The sequence below is a fragment of the Thorsellia kenyensis genome (assembly GCF_042432445.1).
Taxonomy (GTDB): Bacteria; Pseudomonadota; Gammaproteobacteria; order Enterobacterales; family Thorselliaceae; genus Thorsellia; species Thorsellia kenyensis.
On record NZ_JBHLXE010000038.1, the window covers coordinates 39486 to 64128 of the forward strand.

Genomic DNA, 24643 nt, shown 5'->3' on the forward strand with positions numbered 1-24643 from the left:
TTCGTGAAGATATAAAAGGCGTAGACATGACAACTTCATATCAATCAGTAACTAGCAAGAGTGATAAGTCCCACTCTCTGATTCAGCCAGTTTTATCAGTCAGTGATTTGTCTGTCAGTTTTGGACAAAATACAGTAGTTGATGGGTTAAGTTTTGTGGTGAATTCAGGAAAAACAACGGCAATTGTGGGGGAATCGGGTTCAGGCAAATCGATGACTTCATTGAGTATCATGCGCCTTATAGGGCATCTGCATGGGAAAATTACCCAAGGTAAAATGATATATCATAGTGCGCAAGGAGAGATTGATTTAATTCAAGCAACAGAATCTCAAATGCGTAAAATTCGAGGTAAAGAGATCTCAATGATTTTCCAAGAGCCTATGACGTCGTTGAATCCAGTTTTCACAATAGGTGATCAGTTAGCAGAAACACTTATTTTACATGAGAATATGACCTATAGCCAAGCTTTTAAGCGTGCGATAGAGTTGTTGACGTTAGTTCGTTTACCAGATGTTGCACAGTTGATTAAACGTTATCCACATCAATTATCAGGTGGAATGCGCCAAAGAGTTATGATAGCCATGTCGTTAGCGTGCAGTCCAAAATTGATGATAGCCGATGAACCAACCACTGCACTTGATGTAACCATACAGGCGCAGATATTAAGTATCATGAAAAACCTACAAAATGAGTTAGGTATGGGAATGATCTTTATCACACACGATATGGGGGTTGTGGCTGAAATCGCAGATGATGTAGTCGTTATGCGTCAAGGTAAACATATTGAAACAGCTGATGTTGCGACTTTGTTTGATGCCCCTAAAGCTGAATATACTCAGCATTTACTGAGTGCTGTTCCTAAGCTTGGGAATATGACAGGTATAGAATTACCACAAAAAGTTATTCAACAGGTTTTTTATGATGAGATGCAACTTTCTCAAAGACTTTCTAAAGCGCAAGATGATTATTCAATTGCAAAGGTAGACACTGTTGTCTCTGGGCTTAGCTCAAGTTCACCCGCTTCTCTTTTGATCTGTCCAGCAGTCGATTATACACAACAACCACTTATCTCAGTAAAAAACTTGGTATCACATTTTGATGTCAAACATAATTGGTATGGAAAAACGACGCATCGTGTTCATGCTGTGGAAAATGTCAGTTTTGATATTTACCCAGGAGAGACTCTATCGCTAGTTGGTGAATCAGGATCTGGAAAAACCTGCATCGGCAGAACCATTCAACAACTGTTGATGCCGACTAAAGGAGATATATTTTACGAAGGCCAGCCAATTTCTGGGATGACACCAGCCCAAAAGCATCAATTAAGACAGAGGGTTCAATATATTTTCCAGGACCCATTCTCGTCACTCGATCCAAGAAAAACCATTGGGTTTAGCATCGCAGAGCCCATAATAACTCACAAGCTATTAACCAATAAAAAAGCCATAGATGACAAAGTTGCAACACTGCTGGAAAAAGTCGGATTAAGTCCAGACACAGCCAAAAGATATCCTCATCAATTTTCGGGGGGCCAACGACAAAGAATTTGCATTGCTAGGGCGTTAGCATCAGAACCCAAAGTGATCATAGCGGACGAAGCACTTTCAGCATTAGATGTTTCTATTCAAGCTCAAATTATTGAGTTATTTATGAAACTACAAATCGAAGAAGGCATATCTTATTTGTTTATTAGCCATGACATGGCGGTTGTAGAGCAAATAAGCCATCGAGTGGCAGTGTTATATCTAGGTCAAATCGTAGAATTAGGAACGCGGCAAGCCATTTTTGAAAATCCAGTTCATCCCTATACTAAAAAATTATTGTCGGCAGTTCCTGTTGCAGATCCTAGAAAAAGGATAGAGCGAAATTTATCGACCGAAGATATCCCAAGTAGACTTTATCCTATTGATTATAAGCCAGTATATTATCCATTAATACAAATGGCGGATAACCATTTTGTAGCTCAATCATAGAATAGTAGTTTGTTTTCTTATGTGAGTTTGTGCAGATGCTATCACCAAGAAATTTTGCATGGTACATTCTAAATATTAGTGATGGACTTTATTTCAAATTTCATTAACTAATATCTTCAATTTAAAAAAAGGAAATTTAATGCAGGTAAGAATAAGAAGTCTAGAAAGAGAAGATTTAGTCTCTGTAGCTTTGATTGTCGATGATAATCAATTGTTTCCATCTGAAGCTTTAGTTGAGATGACTGCTAATTATTTTGAAAAGACATCTAATGACAAATGGTTCGTTGTTTGTAATGAATTCAACGAAATTATCGCTGTAGCCTATGCCATTCCAGAAATGATGACAAACCAAACTTGGAATTTATTATTAATAGCGGTACTAAAATCTTGGCAAAATAAATCAATAGGCAGTCAATTGATTACATTTATTGAACAATATCTTCAAGCGAATAACGCACGATTGCTCATTATAGAAACATCGAGTATGCCAGAATTTGAACATGCGAGGAGTTTCTACCAAAAATTAGGTTACCAAATTACTGGGCAGATCCCTGATTTTTATGATGAACAAGATGACAAAATCATTTTATTTAAGCGACTATTTAATAAGGAATAAACCTATGCCAAGTAAACTAAAAAAAATCTTTTTTCTTACCTTTGCTGCAAGTCATTTATTAACAAGTCTTGCATTGCACGCAGTAACTCCCTCTGCAGAGGAAATTTTAGCAAAATCAACTCCAAAGGATTGGCGAATTCCAGATCAGGATAATTTACTTTATATGAAGTTGCCCCAGGGGATGGTTATTTTTGAATTAGCGCCAGAATTTGCACCAGAGCATGTAAGTAATATTAAGTTATTAGCCAAAGAAAAGTATTGGGATAAACTCAGTGTTTATCGAGTACATGATAACTTTGTTGCTCAATTTGGTGATCCTATGGCTATGGAATCAAGAGAAGGACCAAATGTAAAACCATTGGGTAGTGCACGAGAAAAATTGCCTGCAGAATTTGAGCGTTCATCAATAGATGTTGAATTTTCGAAACTGCCTGACGTAGATGGATGGGCACCTCAAGTTGGATTTTCTAAAGGGTTTGCCGTGGGTAAAGATCCTAAAAATAATACCATGTGGTTAACGCATTGCTATGGGATGCTAGGAGCAGGTAGATTTTCAGCGAAAGACAGCAGCACAGGCGCAGAGCTGTATATGGTGATAGGACAGTCTCCTCGCCAAATTGATTTAAATATCACCTCTGTAGGTCGAGTGATTCAAGGTGCTGAATTCCTAAGTGGATTAAAGCGAGGTACCGGGGTGGTTGGTATTTATAAAACACCCGAGGAGTATACTCCTATAGAATGGATAAGACTGGGAACAGATCTTAAGGCCGAGCAACAAGTGAATGTAGAAATATTACATACAAACAGTGAAATTTTCAAAGAGATTGTCGAAGCGAAAAGAAATCGCGTAGATGATTTTTATGCGAGACCTGCAGGACATATCGATTTATGCAATATATCAGTGCCGGTTAGAGAACAACAAGCGCATTTGAAATAAGGTTTCTTAGATAAAAGTAAGGCAGCATTTAGATAGGAAATACTGCCTTAAAACACATCCACCATTGTGGTTTTTTTTATTTATATGTTAGTTGATAAAACAGCTTAAAGTCTACCTAATTAGTCTGATCACTTTATTTTTTTCGCAGAACTAATTTAAGTAATTATTATGCATACTTAGTTATCCAAGCTTCGTTCAAGTCATTTGATTAATCGTTAAATATTTTGATGATGAATAGGCATCGGATTATTCAGAGATTTAAGTATTTGCCCTGCTAAATACTTAAATTCGGTAAGGGCATTTTTCATGATTTAATTCTTATTAATCGCAGCAACTAAAAATTGGCTACGAGTCAAGCACTAGTTACATTTTATTAATATATCATTTTCCTTATGGGCTGTATCTTCTTGTTTTGTAGTACTTTACTATGATTAATACAATTTACTTTGATTTAATTTACTAGTATTAGAGTCATTGATTTTTACTTGATGATGGTATTGAACGTTTCAGTTTTATGGAAGCTTTGGGAGCAGGTCAGGGAGTTCTTTTATGATGAGAATCAGGAACTCAATCGTGCCTAGACTATGGGCTACGAAGTCTTTTATCCCAACAGGGAAGTAGAACTGTACAACGCAATTAAATAGCTCTTGAAAGCAGCCATATTTGGGTTTGATGTTGTAAACTGAAATCGCAATAAAACAAACGGCTTCATAGGCGACCAATTCTGTCAGCCTTCCTGCGTCTATCAAAGCATTCATTTCGGAAGGATTGTTTTTCGGTGTCCATAATATAGAAAACATTAAATTACATATGTGCTTGTTTTTACCCAACAGTTATGAAGATAGCCTGTTTCATTAATGTGGGATTGAATCTTCAGTCCTGTAATTCAGCTGACCTGCATTAAGAGTTTGGGTATCGATTTTGAACAAATTATTACTAGCACTAAGATAATGAACAAAGGCACTTGAATATGTTTCCAATAGGCAAATTGAAGATAAGATTTTCTATAATCCACTTTAAGGAGTTAAAAAATTCCCAATTTGCTTGGATAATAACTAACTCTTTTTATTATTTAAATTAGTATTAATTGAAGGTCGATAATCATCTGCTTTAATTGGTGTATGCTTTTTTATATACTCATTAAAGACGAAGCTACTTAAAAATTGAGTTTCCATGAAATTTTCATGATCGTATATTCTAGGGTAACCGAACAAACCTAGCGAATATAGCTTTAATGTGGCTAAACGATAAGTTTTGTTTTCATCTAAAGGAATATTTTTAATTTTTATATTGCTAAGACTTGAATCATTATTGATATCAAATGTTACGTTGGTCTGGAATGATTTGTTATACATTTTTTGAATATATTTTTTTAATTCATATCCCTTTAAATCAATAAAAACAACTTTATTTGCGTCTTTATTGCTCAGATCATACTCTATGAAAGGATAATATCTTAATGATTTTAGAATTTGTAAATATGTAATTTTACCTGAAGGAATAGACTCTGATGTGCTTTCTGGGCCTATAATTGCCAAATCAGCTGCTGTTTTTTCAATTATAGCCGCCATTAATAATTCATATAGACGTGTTTTTTTACTTTCATAATTTTCATCATAATTTACAACAGTGGTTGATAGCCTTTTATCAACAAAACCGACCCTATCATTTACAATTTTATTATTAGCAATTTCATTATAGGGTTTTAACAATTCTAGCATGGTTTTAGAAGGGGAAATCTGTGCACCTATGTTTTCTATATAGACCTCATCAGTTGGTCCTCTGTATTGATATCTAATATTAACAGGGATTAATTCATAGTGAACCAATTTGATTTCTCCGTTTAAATATTCAAAATCTGCTCGACCAACATACTTACCTGAGTCTCCAGCTTGCATAATCCATGTGCCATTTTGATAATGGGGAAGGCAATTTGCTAGAGTGTTTTTATTGATTTTTCTATATTGATAAATTGAGGGTATACAAATAGTATGATGTGAATGTCCTCCAATGATTAAATCAAAAGTACCCTTTGGTAATTTATTTGCTAACGAGACATCATCTGAAGCTTTTGAGGTGCTTTTTACTGATTGGTCATATCCTAAATGACTAAGCCCTATTGTAATGTCAGGTATTTGCAATTGCTCTAGTTGATTGATGACTTTCAATGTTTCCTTTTCAGGTGGTCTGACATCTATATTGTCAATATGTTCTATATGGTTAAATCGGGTAATGTTCTCTGTACTTAATCCAATAACGGCTATGTTTAAATCGGATTTTTTTAGTAATGTGAAAGGTTTAAAAAGGCGATTATCAGTATTTTTTTCATAAATATTTGCAGAGATAAATGGAAATTTAGCCCAACTTGCTTGCTGTTTTAATATAGGCAGAGGGTTATCAAATTCATGATCACCAATGACCATAGCGTCATATCCAATTAGATTCATGCCTTTGATATCAGGTTCAGCAAATAAAACTTCAGAACGAGCATCACCTGTATTAATGTCACCTGCATCTAATAATAGTACTTCTCCACCATTATTCAGCACCTCTTTTCTAATTGACTCAATCAATGTCATCCTTGCTGAGATTCCTGTTCCCTCATTATAATCTTCCCAAAATGCACCGTGATGGTCATTGGTATGAAGTATGGTTATATTATATGTTTTATCTTTTTCATAAGACATGCCAGTATTGGGTAACAAGTTAAATCCAATGAAGATAGCCGCATAATAACGACGAAGATTTTTTTTATTTAATAGCATTGCATGATTTATCAGATTTGATGTATGAACAACGAATAAAGGTATTACTAAATGACATTAGCCTGTATTCAAATTAATTATAAACAATAAGCTATAATACCATATATAAGCTAGGAAGGATAAATTGAAATTACTTTTATCTCTTTAAATAATTTGATCAGTCACATTGAGACAGAATAAAGAATAGATAAAACAAAAGTTAAAGATAATAGGGAAAACAACAATTGTTAATTGTTAATTGTTAATTGTTAATTGTTAGCTATCTATTCTCAACGATATTCTTAAAATATGGATACTATTGAAGTCTTCTTAAAAAATATTATGTGCATGAAAAATAAATTGTTTTGATTACGAACTGACCGATGGCTGGCAATGACAAGCGACTTTCCCTTTTTATCTTATACATGTGTTTTTTTATGCGTTGGATTGTCACTCTTAGCTGTGTTTAAGATCACGTTATTCTACAAATAAATATTGATTGAAATCCATCAGTGTTTAGTATAAAAAAACCAAAAACATCAAGCTGGTCGGTATATTTTTTTAACTAATATTGGACATCTTGACTAATGCTTGATAGCTTCCCAGCGAATAGTATTATCAGTATAATGAACCTATTTGGGAAAAAACAGATAAATGGATTAAACAAACAGATAAATCTTTTGCTGAGGGTAAGGGATCGTTAATCAAACAATTGATTTGGATAAAGCAAGCCCCAGCATTAAACACACTGAAGGATTTATGGTATTTATATCCAATTCAATTTTTAGAGCAATTTTAAACATCTGATAGGTTATCCGATATTATATTTTCTTTAAATATTAAACTCCAGTATGATGATTATAATCATAAATTTTATTGGTCATTAGAATTGCCTGAATATCACTAGCCAGGTACTAATAATATACAGGGGCATTATCTCGCATTTGGAAACAGGAGAAATGAAGCGGCTAGAGCTCATGCGGCCAGAGAGCTGTACTGGTATACTTATTTTGGACACTCATTAAGAGGTGATAGAATAAGTATCATTAAATAATGATGGACAAATAACCACCTTACAGGCTTATTCTTTTTTGATGACGATATCCTTACAACCTTAAAGGCTGTTAGAGCATTAGATGTTAAGTTATTCCAACATGAATTTTATCCATTAGCTAGCTTATTATTTAACACTGAGCTTTATTTTTTAAGTAACAATAAGGCTCCTAAGCTGCTTAAAAATCTAAAAAATAGCAACTATGAAGCTGCTGCTTATGAGTTTTTAGATATAATAAATGGCAATACAAGTGGTTTAGTTAATCGCCGTAAAGAAAAAAATAACATGTTTCTACATGGTATTTCTTAAAATCATTGGAGTTTTTATGAATAATATTAAAATCAGTATGCTACTGTTGTTATTTTTATATGCGATCCCATCTGTAGTTGTGGCTGATGACCGTTATTGGGTATTTGATAGCATAAGGGTAAAACCAGAAGATAAAGAACTTTTATCTGCCTGGGGTGGCGTTGATATTGAAGGAGTGTCTAATTATTTTGCCCAACGACCGATTACGTTAACAGAAAAAAATGCGTTACTCAGCGATAAGTGTAAGAAGCAATATAAATTAATGTCTAATAGATTAGATCAAGAATTAATTAATGGTCAAATTCAATTAATAGATGAAAAAAGCATAGCAGAAAGGAAAGATTTTTTTAAATCAGCTTCTGTTGATGTTAATAATGATAGCCCAATAGAGTATCTTTTCCTAAAAGATGCTACAGAATGTCAGATTACCCCGTTTACGGCAGGGAATATATACATATATAATGAAAACTTACTATTTAATTATGGTTTGTTGACTGTTAAATATAAGTTGGCGCCTTTATTGAATTTACCCGCAATATCACAGAAAATCAATATTTTACCTAGTAGCTACCCATATTTATGTCATTACTATGAAATAGAGACGGACGAATGCTATGAACGCTATCCCTCGCACAAACTTTATCAGACTTTTTATCACCCTGAGAAAAAAACAGAATATACAGTCTTATTAATTGAAAAAGAGGCGCAAGATTCAATTTATGTTGTATTTGCTACCACACAGTATGAATCTCCTAAACCAGTTATGCAATTTATACCTGGTGAGAATAACATTGACTTTACTTTAGATGGAGCGAATTTAATCGTAAGTTTGAGTCATGGTGAACAATTATTAGACACATGGATAATTGATAATGTGACCATTTATCAGGATGGTACTTCGATATCTAAACAATGGCCTTGGAACGACCCTAAGTTATCTGAAAATCTTTATGGGGTCAAATTTGAATTTGATGATGTTCAGAAAAGATTTTGTCGTTATTACATAAATGATTTAAAGATGGATTTATCATTTGCATCTAGTTGTAAAATTGATAAGCCTTTATTGGAGTCATACAGAGATTTTGCAGCCGAAAAACAACTTATCAAGTTTCCTGAAGACATTAAGCTAAATGAAAATAAAATTTTTAATATTAAGGATGAACTGAATGAATACTCACTTAGTTATATATGGAAAAATGCTCATGAGCTCACTATCATGATAGGATCCGCTTCAACATCAGATAAATTTTTTTTTAGTGAGAAGAACAATAAAACAACATTTAAAAGTTATTTTAATGCCTTGGAGTACACGCCTTGACCAGTGATTGTATTTTTTTATGCAGATGAGTCATACAAAGAGAAATACATTTGAGGGGATGTAAATACATGGTGGAATGTTTTGAAGTCAATTATGAGGAGGTTGGCATGCTGTACTTAAGATTGTGGAAGTCCCCAAAGTATAGGTAGAGAAGAGCAGCTATTAAATCAGCCCTAGCAGTAATATTTAAGTAATGTTTTGGTAATACTAGGGTTAAAAGGCGATTTAAATCGTTAGATGTTAGCCCTATAGATTAGGATAGTTATCACAAGACGCTAGTGTACTATTCTACCCTTCAAAAACTCTCTCATTTAATTCTTTCGAAGTCAATATATTACGGTTCGTTATGGCATATTAAAAACATTTTTTAGAGGCTAATATGAATAATGAAACCATTTTCAATTTTACTGCAGAAATATTTTCTAGTGATTTACATGCTAAACGAATTTCATCATTATCAAATGCAGTAACAGAAGTGATTAAAAATGGTTATCTTGCTGTTCACTTAATTGGAAAAGGACTTGCACAAGCAAAAGGTCTCGATAGCAAACATCCAATTCAATAATCTGTTAGATTATTGAGTAATGGTAGCATTAATTTAGAAGTCCTTACTTATGTGGCTTAAGCATATTATAGGTGCAAATAATGATCTTACTTATTGGAATGAATTAAATAGGCATATTATGTGCATTAGAGAGGCTTTATCCTCTAAATTCGACTATGAAATTCATTTGAAACAGATTAAAAATAATTGAGTGAGCGCGAAAATAGATTTTTTTATAAGATACCTCTCCTGTGTCTATGTATGGTTTTCTTTAGTCGAGGTTTTATCATTCCAAATTTTTATTAGTTAGATGTAACATTCAGTTTTTTAATGAAAAAATGGAGTTAAAATATAATGAATGGGCTTTGTGATGTCATCCCTTTTTCTAGGAATAGCATATTTTTTCAAATATATAACCTATTGCTATAGGTCATTCATTTTAGTTATTGGTAAAAGTTTTTTTTATTTTTTACTCTTAGAGTTTGGCTGATTGTAGTGAGTATGTAATAAAACTATTTATTTAAAATTAAAGAGATTAGGGGCGGAGAATGAAGCAACAATTTAAGAGTAAATGGTCTAATTTGAGTCTTTGGCTTTTGGTGCCATTTTTTATGGTTGGGTGTGATGGTCAATCTAGTGCTGCACAAAATGAAAATTCAAAGCCCGCGGCACCTACCGAAGAGCAGGCTGCAAAAAATGTGGCTGGGGATGCTAATCCAACTCCTGGAGGTAATCTTATCATAGCGGTGCAAGATGATCCTCGGGTTATGAATGCATTATATGCAAATGACAGGGTGACTTTAACAATAAATCAATCACTTAATTCACCATTATTTTATATAGAGCCTGATGGAAGTAAAACATACGTACTTGCTGAAAGTATAGAACATTCAGACGATAATTTAACGTATACTGTACGTTTAAAAGAGGGCCTTAAATGGCATGATGGTAAACCGATTGTTGCTGATGATCTTGTTTTTACCATGAACGCAATATTAGATGAAAAGCAAAAAAGTTCTAAAAGATTTTATTTTGTCTTTAATGATAAACCATTGACAGTTAAGAAAATTGATAATTTAACCGTTCAATACACTCTGCCTGAAACATCTGCAGCATTTGAAGCAATGCTTTCTTTAGCTTTTCCTATCCCATCACATGTTTATCAAAACGAAGTTGATATTCAATTGAGTGAACACAATCAAAAGCCCATTGGATCAGGTCCTTTTAAGTTTGATTCTTATAAGCCTGGTGAGTATGTAAAATTGGTTCGTTTTGACGATTATCTCCTTGGGCCTGCATATCTAGATTCAGTTATTTATCGTATCGCGAAAGATCCAAATAATGCCAATATAGCGCTTCAAAATGGTGAGCTAAATATGCGTAAAATTGATGCTGTTGAATACAGTAAATTGAATGAACTGAATCAATTTAATATGGTTATTTATCCAGAAGGGCGTTTAAATTATATGGTTTTTAATTTAAATACTCCAGATTTACAAAATAAAGCCATTCGTCAAGCAATCGCTTATGCGATTAATAAAGAAGATATGTTAACCGTCGCATATGATTCTTTGGATTTTGCACTGCCTGGTACCTCAATTTTTACGCCTGATACACTATATAAGTCTATTCCCACAGACCAATATGACTTTAATATTGATAAAGCAAAAGAGTTAGTACAAAACTCAGGTATTAATGCTCCTTCATTTAAGATGGCTTATGTCAACACCATTCCCTATCAAGAATCACAAGCTATTTATTTACAGCAGCAATTAAAGAATATTGGAATTGATATCAAGTTACAGCCGCTGGATTTAGCTGCATATGGACAAATGTCCTTAGATCCTAATAACACAGCCTATGATATAAGTTTTGGTGGATATATCATGGGACAAGAGCCCGATGCATATAAAACTCTTTATCTAAGTGATGCACCTTATAACTATTCACATTATAAAAGTAAAGAATTAGATGAGTTATGGAAAGCAGGGGCATCGACATTAGAACCTGCTAAAAGACAAGAAATTTATCAAAAAATTCAAGCGCACATCATGGAAGAAATGACTGTTTATCCTATTACATATGATAAAGCAATTATTGCGGTTGATAAAAAGTTTGGTGGGCTTGAAGAAGCAATGCCTAAACCTGTATTCTTATTTAGAGATTTGAGTAAAATTTATCTTATTAAAGATAGTAAGTCGTAGTTAATTACGGTCACTATTCCATAGCCATTAATTTTTAAATACAGATAATTAGCGCTAAAAAGGTTTATGGAGCGACTATTTAAAAGAGTCGATGAGTAAAATAGAGGGTTGACTCTTTTCCCTGTTTTACTCATATCTTAATTTATTTGTGGGTTAGTAAGTCTTCTTTTGCTTTTTTTTAGGCGAATATAAAGCATCACGATTGAAATGATTAATAGAGATTATTTCGCATCAAATTTTGTACATTGAATATTTATTCTTGAATTTTTACTTTAGTATTTTGTTTTAATAAGCACAATTAAAACAATTTTATACAGCATAAAAGTGCATAAAAGACACATACTGGCATTTTTAATAAATAACAGTTAACGTAATAAAATTATAATGAATTTTGAATAGATATTTGTTCATTGAGGAATGATTAGGGAGAAAAATTGATTGTTTTTTTATTAAATAGAATTTATCAGGCGATACCTTTACTATTTTTTATAAGTTTCGTCTCTTTTTTTATGATTAAACTCGCGCCAGGTGATCCTATCTTAGCCTATGCCTTACCGGGTATGGATGCACAAACACTAGAGAGAATTCGTATTGACTTAGGATTAGATCAACCACTGCATATACAGTATTGGCGCTGGTTGACCAATATGTTACAAGGTGAATGGGGATACTCATTGACTAAGCATAGACCTGTGTTGACACTCATTACAGAACGCTTGCCTGCTACATTATTGCTCATGGGAACCTCCTTTGTTATTTCTATTCTAATAGCGATACCTTTGGCATTGATAAGTGCTGCTAATCCAAACAGTTGGCTAGATAGAAGTTTAAGTCTTTTTTCATATGTGGGGTTATCAATCCCCCTTTTTTGGTTTGCGATTATGCTTAGTTATTTCTTTTCCTCCTATCTTAATTGGTTACCGAGTTTAGGCATGCGCAGTATGGGAGTCGATTCAACCTGGGATGTGATTAAGCATATGATTTTGCCTTGCATCGGATTAGTTTTCTTGCATGTTTCTGTTTTTAGTCGTTATATTCGATCTCATGCATTATCTCAATTAAATTCGGAATATGTTCAAGTTCAATTAGCCTATGGTGCTTCTCCTAGAAGTATTCTTTGGCGGCATGTACTAAAAAACACGCTGTTACCTCTTATTACTTTGGCAGGTATGTCATTACCAGAACTGATAGCAGGTGCGTTTATTACGGAGACAATCTTTTCTTGGCCTGGTATGGGAAGTTTAGGGATAGAGGCAGTGTTTTCTTTAGATTTTCCATTAATAATGGCCATTACATTATTTTCTTCGATGGCACTTATTTTAGGAAATTTATTGGCAGATATTCTTTATGCCTATGTAGATCCACGTATTAAATTAAAGTGAACCTTATGTATTTGGTTATGTCAGATGAAAGTCAAGTTAAGGATAAATCATGGGAAGTATAGCCTTTAAAAATATTATAGAACACTTAAAGCTGCAAAGTGCCGCAAAATGGTCTCTTATAGTATTGATTGTATTTTTTATAGCTTGCGCATTGGCTTTTTTAAGTCCATTTGATCCTAATCTAGGAATTGTAAAAGAACGTTATATTTCACCAAATACCACTCATTGGTTTGGTACAGATAAATATGGACGAGACTATTTCACAAGAGCGCTTTATGGTGGCAGGATTTCTTTGTTAGTTGGATTCTTGTCTATGCTCATTTCGGTTTCTTTAGGGACCTTGATAGGTACATTAGCCGGCTACTTTTCTGGAATAATAGACAGTATACTAATGCGTTTAGTGGATGCTTTACTTTCGATTCCCTCTTTTTTCTTGATGTTGCTTTTAAATGCTTATCTTAAACCCAGCATCATGACAGTTATTATCATTATAGGTGCATTAAGTTGGATGAATATTGCACGTTTAATAAGAGCTGAAACGCTCACTTTGAAAGAGCGGGAGTATGTTTTATATGCTAAAGCCTCAGGGCAAAGTGCAATGATGATTATCCTCAAACATATTATACCTAATGTTTTTCCAACGATGATAGTAGCTGCTACGATTTCAATTGCCGGTGCCATTATGATGGAGTCTGCGTTAAGTTTTTTAGGTCTTGGCGTCCAAGCGCCTAATGCTTCTTGGGGGAGCATGTTAAATGATGCGAGAAGCGATATAAATCGTGCGCCTTATCTTGGACTTTTCCCCGGCATGTTAATTTTATTGACTGTTTTGTCTTTTAATATGCTTGGTGATCTTTTACGCCAAGCATTCGATCCTAAAACGCGATCCTGATTATCTTGTTTTAGACATACTCTACAGCAGAGTGCCTGAAGTAAACTTACCCACTTGATATATCTAAGTGAGTAAGCGAATTAAGCAATATAAGAAAATGGACAACTTAATGACTTTAAATACCACAGTGATTAGAAATGAGAAGGGTGAAAATGTTTCTTTAAACGCGTCAAATACCCTAGTAAAACCTCTTTTATCTGTTAAGGAACTCACTACGTCTTTTTACACTAAAGCCGGTGAACTAGAGGGGCTAAGAGGAATTAGTTTTACACTAGACTCTAGGGAAATATTAGGGATAGTTGGCGAGTCTGGTTCAGGTAAATCTGTTACAGCAAAATCCCTATTAAGATTGATTTCTTCCCCTGGTAAGATTAAAAAAGGTGAAATACATTTTCAAGACTTTAATTTAATGGATTTAGATGAATACGCACTTAGGAAAATTCGAGGAAATCAAATTGCGATGATTTTTCAAGATCCTATGAGTTCTTTAAATCCAGTGTATAAAATTGGTCAGCAGATGGTTGAAATTATTAAGAGACATCAAAAATTATCAAAGCATGAGGCAAGGGAAAAGGCTATAAGCCTTCTCGAGAAAGTCGGAATAAGAGGGGCGGAAGAAAAAATTAATTATTATCCTCATCAACTGAGTGGTGGGATGAGACAAAGAGTAATGATTGCCATGGCATTAAGTTGTGAACCTGCTTTATTGATTGCAGATGAACCGACTACTGCTCTTGACGTCACCATTCAGGCCCAAATAGTGGATTTACTTAGACAATTACGTTCAGAAACGGGAACGGCAATTTTATTCATCACCCACGATTTGGCTCTTGTTTCTTCACTTTGCGATAGAATTATGGTGATGTATGGCGGATTAGTGATGGAAACAGGTACGGCAAAGGAAATTTTCACAAATGCTAAACACCCATACACACTAGGTTTATTGCAATCTATGCCAACTATAAGTAATATTTCTTCATCTGAATCATCTAAGATAGAGAGTGAGAAAAAAAGGTTATTCAGCATAGAAGGTACGCCACCTAGTTTAATTAATCCTCCGCCAGGTTGCCCGTTTATGGCAAGATGCCCAAAAGCCACTTCAGTTTGTACGCAAATGCCATTGTTGACAACACTTAGTGAAACGCACCAAGTGCATTGTTGGCATTTTTAGTTTAAGTTTTGCGGCTAAGATTGGTGTTTTTTTAATGAAAGGCAAAAATTGATAAAAAAATAGGGAAAAAGTCGATGCAAAATAGAGCTAAGCCTCTTGTAGAAATCAAACAGTTAAATACACATTTCGTAAACTCAACCGGCTTCTTTAAAGGTAAAACTGTGCTCCATGCCGTGAAAAATATGCAATTCTCAATCAATGAAGGGGAAACATTTGGCTTAGTTGGTGAATCTGGGTGTGGAAAGTCTACTTTAGGAAGAACTTTACTTAGACTTTATAAGCCTACTAGTGGCCAAATTCTGTTTCAAGGAAAAGATATTGCAAAGTTGAGTGAAAAAGAGTTAAAGCCTTTTAGAAAAGAGATGCAGAGTATATTTCAAGATCCTCTTTCATCCCTTAATCCTAATATGACTGTAGAGCAGTTAGTTGGAGAATCATTACAAATTCATGATATGTATCAAGGGATTAATAGTAAAATAGAACGAAAAGAGTATATAGTCTCTTTGCTAGAAAAAGTGGGGCTACAAAGTATGCACCTCAGTCGATACCCGCATGAATTTAGTGGAGGACAGAGACAACGAATTTCAATTGCTAGAGCTTTAGCGGTAAAACCTAAATTTATTGTTTGTGATGAACCACTTTCTGCTCTGGATGTTTCAGTTCAGGCGCAAGTGGTGAATCTGCTGCAAGATTTACAAAAAGAGTTTGGAATAACTTATCTATTTATAGCACACGATCTTGATATGATCAGGCATATTTCACACCATATAGGCGTAATGTTTTTAGGCGCGCTAGTGGAAACGGGAACGTGCGAGGAATTATATACTAGTCCATTGCATCCCTACACTCAAATGCTATTAAACTCTACTCCTAAAGTACCCAATTTCAACGAGGATATCAAAAATCCACCAGTATTTGAAGAAGGAATAAAGATAGCTGAGCCTAAAGCTCTTGATATTTCAAATAATAATCAGGATGCAAAAACTAATGTTTCAAAAGGATGCCTATTTGCAAGTCGATGTCCGCACGCAACGCCTAAATGTTTATCTGTAGAACCCAAACAAATTCAAATAAATTCAAGTCACAAGGTCAGCTGCCATCTTTATTCTTAAAAAATAGTTTCAATTTACACTGATTATGCTAAGAAAAACTCAATAAATAAATAAAAAAGAGTAGATAGTGAGTTAATGCTATCACGTAACTTGTCAAGCATCTTTGTCGATCAAGGATATAGCTTTAATTCGAATAGGCGAGCATCAAAATACTTTACTAATGATTTTTTGTGGTTTACTCTCTGTAAAATTAGAAAAAGTACAAAATTCCTTCGTTGTTGAATGCATGATTTATAATATTTAAACCAGGCAATAAATCACTTAAACAAAAAATAAATACTGTTGATTTTTTTAAACTGACAAATGGACTTATTTCAATCAGTTTCAACGGGCTTACTGGGTACTTCCTCTCCCTCATGGCTATAAGGAGATTCATTTTTATTTTTAGTTAAATTCTCTTTTAATAAAATCAAGTTAATGAAAAAGTGTATAATAGGATAAACTCAGGTGAACAGTGTTTATTGTTTTTTACCATTGATATGGTTCAGAAAAATCTATAAATTACTATAATGTATCGTAATACATGGTAATGGCATTAGCAGAACAAGTTGAAATGCAAAAATTAAGCACAAATACATACTTGAAGAGAGGTAAAAGTGAGTTTTCACGGATTTCAAGCTAAATACAAAAGGTTGCATCATGAGCATGCTGCTTGGCGTTTGCTAAGGACAGACAATGCGCCATATGTATTGGCTTTTATCTCTGTTCTTTTTAAAGAAAATACTGAAGTGACCTATGGGCAAGCTAAGATTCTTTTAGAAGAAGAGCTTAAGCAGAGTCGTGAATTAGGAATATGGACCACAGATACAAGCGCTGGGAGTTACCTTAATCAATGGATTCGAAGTGGCTGGCTTAGAGAAATGGATGATACTCTGACTAAAACTGATTCGAGTGAACTTGCCCTAAGGTTTTGTAAAAATCTTGATGATAGAGGAACAGGAACGTCAGCTTCACATTTACGTATTGTCCAAGAGGCGGTAAGAGATCTTGCCGCAGCGATGAGTCCGAATATCGATGACAAGATTGAATTATTAGAACGTAAAAAGAAATCGATAGAACAAGAAATCCATAAGATTAAATCTGGGAATTATATACCCCTTACTGATAGAGAACAAAAAGAGAGCATTCGTGAAATTTATCAATTAGCCTCTGTTTTAACTGGGGATTTTAGACGAGTTGAAGATGAAATACGCCAATTAGATAAATCTCTTCGTGTGCAAATTGTTGAAGGTAACTCTTCCCGTGGAGAAGTCATTCTTAATATGATGGAGAAGGAGGCAATTCTTGCCAATAGTGAGGCGGGCAGTGCTTTTGAAGGTTTCTATCAATTGTTATGCGATCAAAATAGAGAGCTTGAATTCCGTGAGCAATTAAAAATGATCTTATCTCATCCGATTGCGAAAACACTTCCGCCTAGTAATACCCAATTTTTAGCGCAGCTTATGCGTGAATTAACCCGTGAGAGTGACAGGGTATTTAATGTCAGACGTCGCACCGAGGAAGGATTACGATCTTATATCGAAAGTGGTGCTGCGCTTGAAAATAAAACTGTTGACAGATTACTTCATGCCCTTGAGCGTAATGGACTGAAATTAAGAGATCAAGGTATAGATTTAAAGACAGAACTCAATTTAACATTATCAGTAGGCCCATTAGAAATCAATTCGCCAGAAAGTTTTAGATTAAGAACACTTGATGATAAATTGGCATTAAATAGTATTGAAGAGAATATTAATAGCAGAACCCCAAGTGAATTTGTATTAGAGACTTTAGAAACAGTACAAATTAGAAAAATTGCTGAGCGTATTAAGACGAACCTAAAAAACAAAGGGCCTACATCAATTGGTCAATTAATTATTGAAAACCCCATTCGAGCAGGCCTTGAAGAACTGGTTGCTTATCTTAGAATTGCAAAAGCTTTAAATGCTGTAGAGCTAAATGAAAAAGAATCTGTGCTTGTAAAAGATAGACATGGTTTGATGATAGAAGCCAAAGTGCCAGTTATTTTGGTATCAGAAGACTTATTTCCTGATGATTTAGACGAATTAGGCATTTAAATAGGTATATTTAAATGCCTATATTTTAATACCTAACAGTTCTTTTTAAACTTAAATAAGAAATCAAATGGACAAATTAAACATCAAAATACGGTAATAAAGTAAGCACATAGAAAAAACGGGCTAAGGTAAAAATCAATAAATCAATAAATCAATAAATCAATAAATCAATAAATCAATAAATCAATAAATCAATACAGGATGAAGTTTTAGAAAAGGTTAAATAAAATAACCATAGAGAAAAAAGATGAATAATAATAGTTTTTATGATCAAATACTGCAAAACCGAAACAGGAAGGATGAATCGCATGATTTAAAAGATTCAAATTATGATGCAATTTTAGATTCTTACGCTCATAAAGAGCACACAGAGGATGAAGAGAATTCACTTAATAAAGAATCAATAACCAATGAAATAAATTTATCTGATGGGAGTCCAAAGATACCTCACGAAGCCCGTCAAGCATTGGTCTATTTAATGAGACAGGGAGTGGTGCTCGCTTCACAAAATCCCAAAGTATTTGCAGTGATCTGTCGTTATATCTTTTTTATTCGCCAGCACTTAGCTGATGTCTATTTGCAATTAATACTAGATGAAGCGAATGGGATTGCTTTTATTGCCACTAAAGAGAGTGAGTTTACCTCGCAAGAAATCTGCGAAGCGGATGAAAATGTTGTTGAATCTGAGGACGATTCAGCAAATACCCGTTCACTTATTACCAAACGCCCCCTCACTTTAATAGATACCTTAATATTACTTGTACTCAGAAAGCATTATCAAGAACGCGAGACCGCAGGTGAACAAAAAATTATTATTGATATTGAACGATTAGAGTCTTATCTTGTCCCGTTTATGCCAATCACTGAGCATGCTTCTTTAGAGAGAAAAAAATTGATGGCAAGACTTAATGAGTTCAAGAAAAGAAAATTACTCTCTGCAGTCAGGGGCAGTGAAGATCGCTTTGAATTAACCCCTTTGATAAGATATGTAGTGAGTGCTAATTTTTTGACAACCTTACTCAGTGAGTATGAGAGTTTAGCGAAAGAAAAAACTGAGGAATAAATTTATAAATAAGCTATTTCTGCAAGTTAATACTTTTCAGTGAGAATGCTTATATTCCCCTCTCCAAGATAACTAAGTAGGCTATTTGAAATATAGCTTCGATAATTTAACGTTTTTTAAACTAACGGAACAAAGGAAGTTAATGTGACAGATCTTAAATTCCCTGGTGAGCCATCAAGTTTGTTTGATTTCAATGATGACAAAAATTTGCAAGATCGAGTATCGCAAACATCTGTAACTAGATTCATTGAAACCAAGCAAATCCCAAATCAAGTCAGACTAGATGAACTGTCGGTTTATAATTGGGGATCGTTTCATGGATTGCATACTGCAAAAATAGATAAGGAAGGAACACTTATTACAGGGGATAATGGTGCAGGTAAATCTACACTTATTGATGGACTCATGGCATTACTTTTGCCTGCTGGCCGAGCTACATTTAATGTTGCAGCTGCACAAGGAGATAAATCAGATAGAAGTTTACTCTCTTATATGAGAGGAAGTTTTGGTACTGAGCATGATGGTGGCACGACTCGAATTAAAAGTAAGCGTGAAAAAGGGGTAGTGACGGGCTTAAGGGCCATGTATACGTGCGATGATGGTTTACAATTGACTTTATTGGCTCTTTTTTGGACGACAAGCGCAAGCAACTCTTTATCTGAAGTCAAACGCATATATTGCGTTGCAAGAAGAAATGTTGAGTTAACCGAAGTACTTAATTTATTTGATGATAGTAATATTCGGCAGCTTAAGCAATTTTTACGTAGTGATGATGCTATTACAGATTGTGATAATAATTTTAATGAATACCAAACCCTCTATAGAAAAGTATTACATATGGAAAACCAAAATGCTCCTGCTCTTTTATCAAGAGCATTAGGTTTAAAGAAGATTGATGACTTAACTAAATTAATAAGAGAACTTGTGCTTGAACCTAGTAGTGTTAGGCAAGACGCAATAAAAGTTGTTGAAGAGTTTGCTGACTTAGTCGCTACTCACGAAAAACTGACTGACGCTCGAGAACAAACAGAACACCTTGCTAGGTTACCCATATTTGCTGCTACCATTCAAGAAACGGATAAGCAATTAACGTTGTTGCAAGAAGAAAAAGAAGGTGTTAGTGTTTATTTTGCAAAAACCTTAATGCAGTTGTGGCAAAACAAACTCTCCGCATTAGAAGAGGAATTGAATATTTTAGCAAGAGAGTTGCAAAATTTAGACACTCAAGAAAAAGATGCGAATGCTTTAATTGAATCAAGACATGAAGCCTACTTGAACCTAGGTGGTGGTAAAATAGAAGCCCTAAAAAGAGAACTTGATTTTACTCAAGATAAACTGAATCAAGTTGTTAAAACGGCCTCCTTGTACCAAAAATTATGCGCCACGCTTGAAATTGAGCCAAGTTTAGAGCAAGCTATTTTTGATGACAATTTAAAATTACTCACAGATAAAAAAATTCAATTAGAAAAAGAACTTAATGCACAAGATGAAGTTTTTCTTGATATGCGAAGTCACATCAAGCACCTAGATGATGCGATAAAACAATTAACAAAAGATATAGAAGAAGTCAGTGCAAGGCCCGATTCGAATATCGATTTAAGATATCAAAAAATGCGTGATGAAATTAGCGATCATCTGTCAATTAACGTGGATACTTTACCTTTCGTAGGAGAGTTAATTGATATAAAAGATGAAGAAAGGCCTTGGCAAGGTGCTATTGAGCGTGCTTTAGGGGGAGTTAAAACAACCTTACTTGTTAGTCAAGAGGTCTATTCTTTAGTCACAAAATGGCTTAATAGACACCATACAGGATTACATGTGCGATTACAGGTCGTTCGGCTTGATGGGTTAGCCAATCAAACTGAGTTTCTAAGGGATGGCTTTTTAACAAAAATGACTTTTAAGTCGCATAATTACCGTGAATGGCTTAAACAATTTTTAGTGAAATTTGACTTACATTGTGTTGATTCAGTAGAAGTATTAGATATTACCCCTCACTCAATGACGATTGAAGGTTTGGTTCATCACGAAAAGGGACGCTATGAGAAAAAAGATCAGCGTAACATCAATGATAAACGCGCTTGGGGATTAGGGTTTTCTAATAAATCTATTCTTAATTCCCTTATTAATGAAAAAAATATAAAACAAACTGAATTGACTGTATTAGAAAAAAAAGCGAAGGAAGAAAAGGAACATTTAGATAATTTAACGAGTAGAGTCCAATCATGTCGTTCACTACTAGAATTTAAATGGGAAGAGATTAATGCACCTTATTGGCATGATAAGTTAAATTCGTTGCAAAGTGATATTAAGATCTTAGAGTCATCAAAAGGAGGGATTAGTGAAGCTAAAGCCCGTTTTGAAGAAGCTAAAGAACAATTACAGATGATTTTAATTCAAAAATCAGAACACTTAAAAAAACAAGGTGCTCTAGATAGCAGTAAAAAACAAGCAATAATAGCTCTTGATGAATTCAAAGCACTTGCTTTAATCGATATCCCTTCAGAGATTTACTCGCGTCTACAGAGTAGGATTGGTGAAATAACGTTGTCTGATAGACAAAAACAAGCAGATATCTCAAGGAAAGTAGATGAAGAACTTGATAAAGTGCGTAATAAAAAAAATCAATCGCAAATGTCTGCGAATGACATTATGGCTAAGTTTAGAGGTAAAGAAAAATGGCAGCACCTTACCGTTGAATGGGGTATAGGGATTGAAGGTCTTAGTGATTATCTTGATCATTATGAACAATTAAAATCCGAGGGATTACCTAATTTAGTTGAGCAATTTAAAGAACGTTTGAATAAACATGCTACACAATCACTAGCGCGGGTAAAAACTAAACTTGAATCAGAAAGAGAAGAAATTTTAGAACGTATTGATATTATTAATGAAGTTCTACAAAAAACAGAATTTAAACAAGGAAGCTATTTAAGATTGGGGACAAAACGCGAAAAATATCCTCATGTAATAGAATTTGATAAAAAGATTCGTTTGGTGCTTAGCCAAGTCACGAGTGACGATCATGACAAACGCTATCAGATGCTTAAGCATGTAATAGAAATATTAGATAAAGCCAGTCAAAATTCAACTGCACATACTTTAGAAAGTTTAAGATTACTTGATCCACGGCATCAAATGTCTTTTTATGCTGAGGAAGTAGACAAAGAGACGCAACAAATAAGAGACGTTTTAGAATCTTCAAGTGGTAAATCAGGGGGGGAGAAAGAGTCATTTGCAGGCACTATTGTAGCGGCTAGTCTTGCGTATGTATTGACACCCTCTAATTACGATAGACCTGTCTATTCAACAGTCTTTTTAGATGAAGCTTTTTCAAACACCGCGGAGACGGTAAGTAGAAGAGTATTAAGGGTATTTAAAGCTTTAAATATTCATGTCAATCTCATCACTCCCTTTAAAAACCTGAACCTTGCACGTGAGTCAGCACGATCACTATTGATTGCTGAGCGTTGTCCTATTAATCATGAGAGTCGACTCTGTGAAGTCACTTGGCAAGAGATGGATGAAAAATTGGCTGCTAAAAGAGAAGCTGAATTACTGGAAGAAGCTAAAAAACTTGGCATATCCATTTAAAATTTAACTCTGTATTCGTTTAAAACTGTGTGTTTGTAACGATATGTGCTTTAAATTATTTAGTGCATATCTTGGCACATTAAGTAAATGAATAGAGGGAGTGACATAAGCAAATGGAATGATCCTAATGAAAAAAAATATATCCATAAAGTTAACGGAAAAGAAGGTATGTTGATAGATGTTTAATCCTCCTTCACATATGATTAAAAAACTTCAAGCGAAGTATTGGGAAACGCCAGTTAACCTAAAATTGTTGCTCAAAAATCAAATGGTTTTCCCTATCACTATTCCCATTGTTATTCCTGGAGCTAAATCAGCGTTAGATAATCTAGATGCGTTTAGAGAACACGTAACTCAATGGCTTGCTTTAGCTAAAAAATATCCCCCTAAAGAGGGCATTGAGGTGTTGTTTGAGAAAAAAAACTACCGTTCATTAGGGGAACAAATCATTCCAAGGAGGCTTGTGATTAGTCATTTTCAAGCCTTGATTTTGTTGATAGGCAGAGAAAATGAAATCAATAAATTACGAGCTAATTTTGCCTCCTGGGTAGAACTATTTAGCCCTGCCAAAAGTAAAGTTAAACCATTCATAGATGTCCTTGTTGATAATTTAGATTTTGTTCAGCACGTCGATTGGGTTACGGTAAATTTGTTAGCAAAGTTATTGTCTCAAATTGAGAAAGGCATGGGGAAAGGAGAGTATCTTAGGAAACTACCATTAAAAGAAGTTGATACAAAGTTTATTGAAATGCATTTAAATTTCATTGAGCAATTGTCTATAGTCTTAATTGATGAAAATATTGAGCATATAGGGCTATTAGAGTGGCTCAGCGTAGTTCCTAAACCAAAGCATTGGCTTTTAGTTATCCCTTTATGTAATAATGCCAGAAGGTTATTTGGTGATTTACCTTTATTGCGATTACCCTCTGACTATTTGCAAAGGGAAAAATTGCCGGTTGATAGATTAATTATTGTGGAAAATGAACAATCAGCACTCTGCTTGCCCCCAATGAAAAATACCATAGCTATTGCAGGGGCTGGAAAAAATACCTCTTGGCTTGACGCGCACTTTTTTAAGGATCAAAAAATAGGATATTGGGGGGATATCGATTCTGAAGGTTTGACGATATTAAGTGAAGCTAGAAAAAAACAACCACATATTCAGTCCTTGATGATGGATAAATCAACTGTGGAACGTTTTAAGGAACGAATGGTGCAAGAACCCTTATCAATATTTAAAGAACCTACTCATTTGACTTTTGAGGAATTAGATCTCTTTAGGCAGCTTAGAGACGGTCAATTTGTTCAAAATCGGCTTGAGCAAGAACGAATAAGTAATGATTTTATAGAAAAGTTCCTTAATAATTGGTTGTGACAGTATTTTAAATATGAGTTGATATTATCGAAATCTTAATTTGATACTAAGCAGTATATAGAGTGATTAACTGCTACTATTTTTCGATATTTACCGAATATTTTACCTTTAACTTATTGATAATAAAACAAAAAAATGATTGTCACTATTTAGTGGGTGAATCTAAATTTCGTTAATGTTGAAATCTATGACTATCGCCATCTTGGATAGCCCTATGAATTAAAATTACTTTTTTTATTATTGTTTGCACTGACCTGATGCAAGCGTGAAAACTGGAAAAGTAAAATTAACAGATAGG

16 protein-coding genes are annotated in these 24643 nt (G+C 34.2%); 15 read left to right on the top strand and 1 reads right to left on the bottom strand.

Annotated features, from left to right (window positions below):
• The first annotated feature begins 26 nt into the window (after window positions 1-26).
• From ACFFIT_RS03880 to ACFFIT_RS03890, 3 genes are all read left to right on the top strand, one after another.
• The gene (locus ACFFIT_RS03880) at window positions 27-1973 is read left to right on the top strand and encodes an ABC transporter ATP-binding protein (RefSeq protein ID WP_385876340.1); all 1947 of its coding nucleotides are present in this window, start codon (window positions 27-29) and stop codon (window positions 1971-1973) included.
• 139 nt (window positions 1974-2112) lie between these two features.
• On the top strand, window positions 2113-2589 hold the full coding sequence (locus tag ACFFIT_RS03885) for a GNAT family N-acetyltransferase (RefSeq protein ID WP_385876341.1): 477 nt from the start codon (window positions 2113-2115) through the stop codon (window positions 2587-2589).
• A gap of 4 nt (window positions 2590-2593) precedes the next feature.
• On the top strand, window positions 2594-3526 hold the full coding sequence (locus tag ACFFIT_RS03890; RefSeq protein ID WP_385876342.1) for a peptidylprolyl isomerase: 933 nt from the start codon (window positions 2594-2596) through the stop codon (window positions 3524-3526).
• A 1055-nt stretch (window positions 3527-4581) separates the two neighbouring features.
• Here the strand turns inward: ACFFIT_RS03890 and ACFFIT_RS03895 are convergent.
• Window positions 4582-6291 carry a 5'-nucleotidase C-terminal domain-containing protein gene (locus ACFFIT_RS03895; protein ID WP_385876343.1) on the bottom strand — a complete coding sequence of 570 codons (1710 nt, stop codon included), beginning with the start codon at window positions 6289-6291 and terminating at the stop codon, window positions 4582-4584.
• A gap of 1081 nt (window positions 6292-7372) precedes the next feature.
• Here ACFFIT_RS03895 and ACFFIT_RS03900 point away from each other — a divergent pair.
• The 12 genes from ACFFIT_RS03900 (at window position 7373) to ACFFIT_RS03955 (ending at window position 24345) form a co-directional block, all read left to right on the top strand.
• On the top strand, window positions 7373-7633 hold the full coding sequence (locus ACFFIT_RS03900; RefSeq protein WP_385876363.1) for a glycoside hydrolase family protein: 261 nt from the start codon (window positions 7373-7375) through the stop codon (window positions 7631-7633).
• A gap of 16 nt (window positions 7634-7649) precedes the next feature.
• Window positions 7650-8951: a hypothetical protein gene (locus ACFFIT_RS03905; RefSeq protein WP_385876344.1), complete on the top strand. Its 1302-nt coding sequence runs from the start codon at window positions 7650-7652 to the stop codon at window positions 8949-8951.
• Between the two features lie 379 nt (window positions 8952-9330).
• Complete coding sequence (locus tag ACFFIT_RS03910) at window positions 9331-9516, top strand: hypothetical protein (RefSeq protein WP_385876345.1); 186 nt, start codon at window positions 9331-9333, stop codon at window positions 9514-9516.
• A gap of 527 nt (window positions 9517-10043) precedes the next feature.
• Window positions 10044-11699, top strand: coding sequence for an ABC transporter substrate-binding protein (locus ACFFIT_RS03915; RefSeq protein ID WP_385876346.1), 1656 nt, complete (start codon window positions 10044-10046; stop codon window positions 11697-11699).
• A gap of 434 nt (window positions 11700-12133) precedes the next feature.
• Window positions 12134-13081 (top strand): ABC transporter permease, encoded by a 948-nt coding sequence (locus tag ACFFIT_RS03920; protein WP_385876347.1) that lies wholly within the window; start codon window positions 12134-12136, stop codon window positions 13079-13081.
• Between the two features lie 49 nt (window positions 13082-13130).
• Window positions 13131-13973 (top strand): ABC transporter permease, encoded by an 843-nt coding sequence (locus tag ACFFIT_RS03925; RefSeq protein WP_385876348.1) that lies wholly within the window; start codon window positions 13131-13133, stop codon window positions 13971-13973.
• Window positions 13974-14082: 109 nt separating this feature from the next.
• Complete coding sequence (locus ACFFIT_RS03930) at window positions 14083-15144, top strand: ABC transporter ATP-binding protein (RefSeq protein ID WP_385876349.1); 1062 nt, start codon at window positions 14083-14085, stop codon at window positions 15142-15144.
• 74 nt (window positions 15145-15218) lie between these two features.
• Window positions 15219-16256 carry an ABC transporter ATP-binding protein gene (locus ACFFIT_RS03935; RefSeq protein WP_385876350.1) on the top strand — a complete coding sequence of 346 codons (1038 nt, stop codon included), beginning with the start codon at window positions 15219-15221 and terminating at the stop codon, window positions 16254-16256.
• A 596-nt stretch (window positions 16257-16852) separates the two neighbouring features.
• On the top strand, window positions 16853-18313 hold the full coding sequence (locus ACFFIT_RS03940) for a DUF3375 domain-containing protein (protein ID WP_385876351.1): 1461 nt from the start codon (window positions 16853-16855) through the stop codon (window positions 18311-18313).
• Between the two features lie 247 nt (window positions 18314-18560).
• Entirely contained in the window at window positions 18561-19376 is an 816-nt protein-coding gene (locus ACFFIT_RS03945) for a DUF4194 domain-containing protein (protein WP_385876352.1), read from the top strand.
• 144 nt (window positions 19377-19520) lie between these two features.
• A complete protein-coding gene (locus ACFFIT_RS03950) occupies window positions 19521-22970 on the top strand; it encodes an ATP-binding protein (RefSeq protein WP_385876353.1) in 3450 nt (1149 codons plus the stop codon).
• A gap of 178 nt (window positions 22971-23148) precedes the next feature.
• Window positions 23149-24345: a Wadjet anti-phage system protein JetD domain-containing protein gene (locus ACFFIT_RS03955; protein WP_385876354.1), complete on the top strand. Its 1197-nt coding sequence runs from the start codon at window positions 23149-23151 to the stop codon at window positions 24343-24345.
• Window positions 24346-24643 lie beyond the last annotated feature (298 nt).

Coding starts and splice junctions, on each gene's coding strand:
- ACFFIT_RS03880 (WP_385876340.1), top strand. CDS start 27: ATGACAACTTCATATCAATCAGTAACTAGCAAGAGTGATAAGTCCCAC.
- ACFFIT_RS03885 (WP_385876341.1), top strand. CDS start 2,113: ATGCAGGTAAGAATAAGAAGTCTAGAAAGAGAAGATTTAGTCTCTGTA.
- ACFFIT_RS03890 (WP_385876342.1), top strand. CDS start 2,594: ATGCCAAGTAAACTAAAAAAAATCTTTTTTCTTACCTTTGCTGCAAGT.
- ACFFIT_RS03895 (WP_385876343.1), bottom strand. CDS start 6,291: ATGCTATTAAATAAAAAAAATCTTCGTCGTTATTATGCGGCTATCTTC.
- ACFFIT_RS03905 (WP_385876344.1), top strand. CDS start 7,650: ATGAATAATATTAAAATCAGTATGCTACTGTTGTTATTTTTATATGCG.
- ACFFIT_RS03910 (WP_385876345.1), top strand. CDS start 9,331: ATGAATAATGAAACCATTTTCAATTTTACTGCAGAAATATTTTCTAGT.
- ACFFIT_RS03915 (WP_385876346.1), top strand. CDS start 10,044: ATGAAGCAACAATTTAAGAGTAAATGGTCTAATTTGAGTCTTTGGCTT.
- ACFFIT_RS03925 (WP_385876348.1), top strand. CDS start 13,131: ATGGGAAGTATAGCCTTTAAAAATATTATAGAACACTTAAAGCTGCAA.
- ACFFIT_RS03930 (WP_385876349.1), top strand. CDS start 14,083: ATGACTTTAAATACCACAGTGATTAGAAATGAGAAGGGTGAAAATGTT.
- ACFFIT_RS03935 (WP_385876350.1), top strand. CDS start 15,219: ATGCAAAATAGAGCTAAGCCTCTTGTAGAAATCAAACAGTTAAATACA.
- ACFFIT_RS03945 (WP_385876352.1), top strand. CDS start 18,561: ATGAATAATAATAGTTTTTATGATCAAATACTGCAAAACCGAAACAGG.
- ACFFIT_RS03955 (WP_385876354.1), top strand. CDS start 23,149: ATGTTTAATCCTCCTTCACATATGATTAAAAAACTTCAAGCGAAGTAT.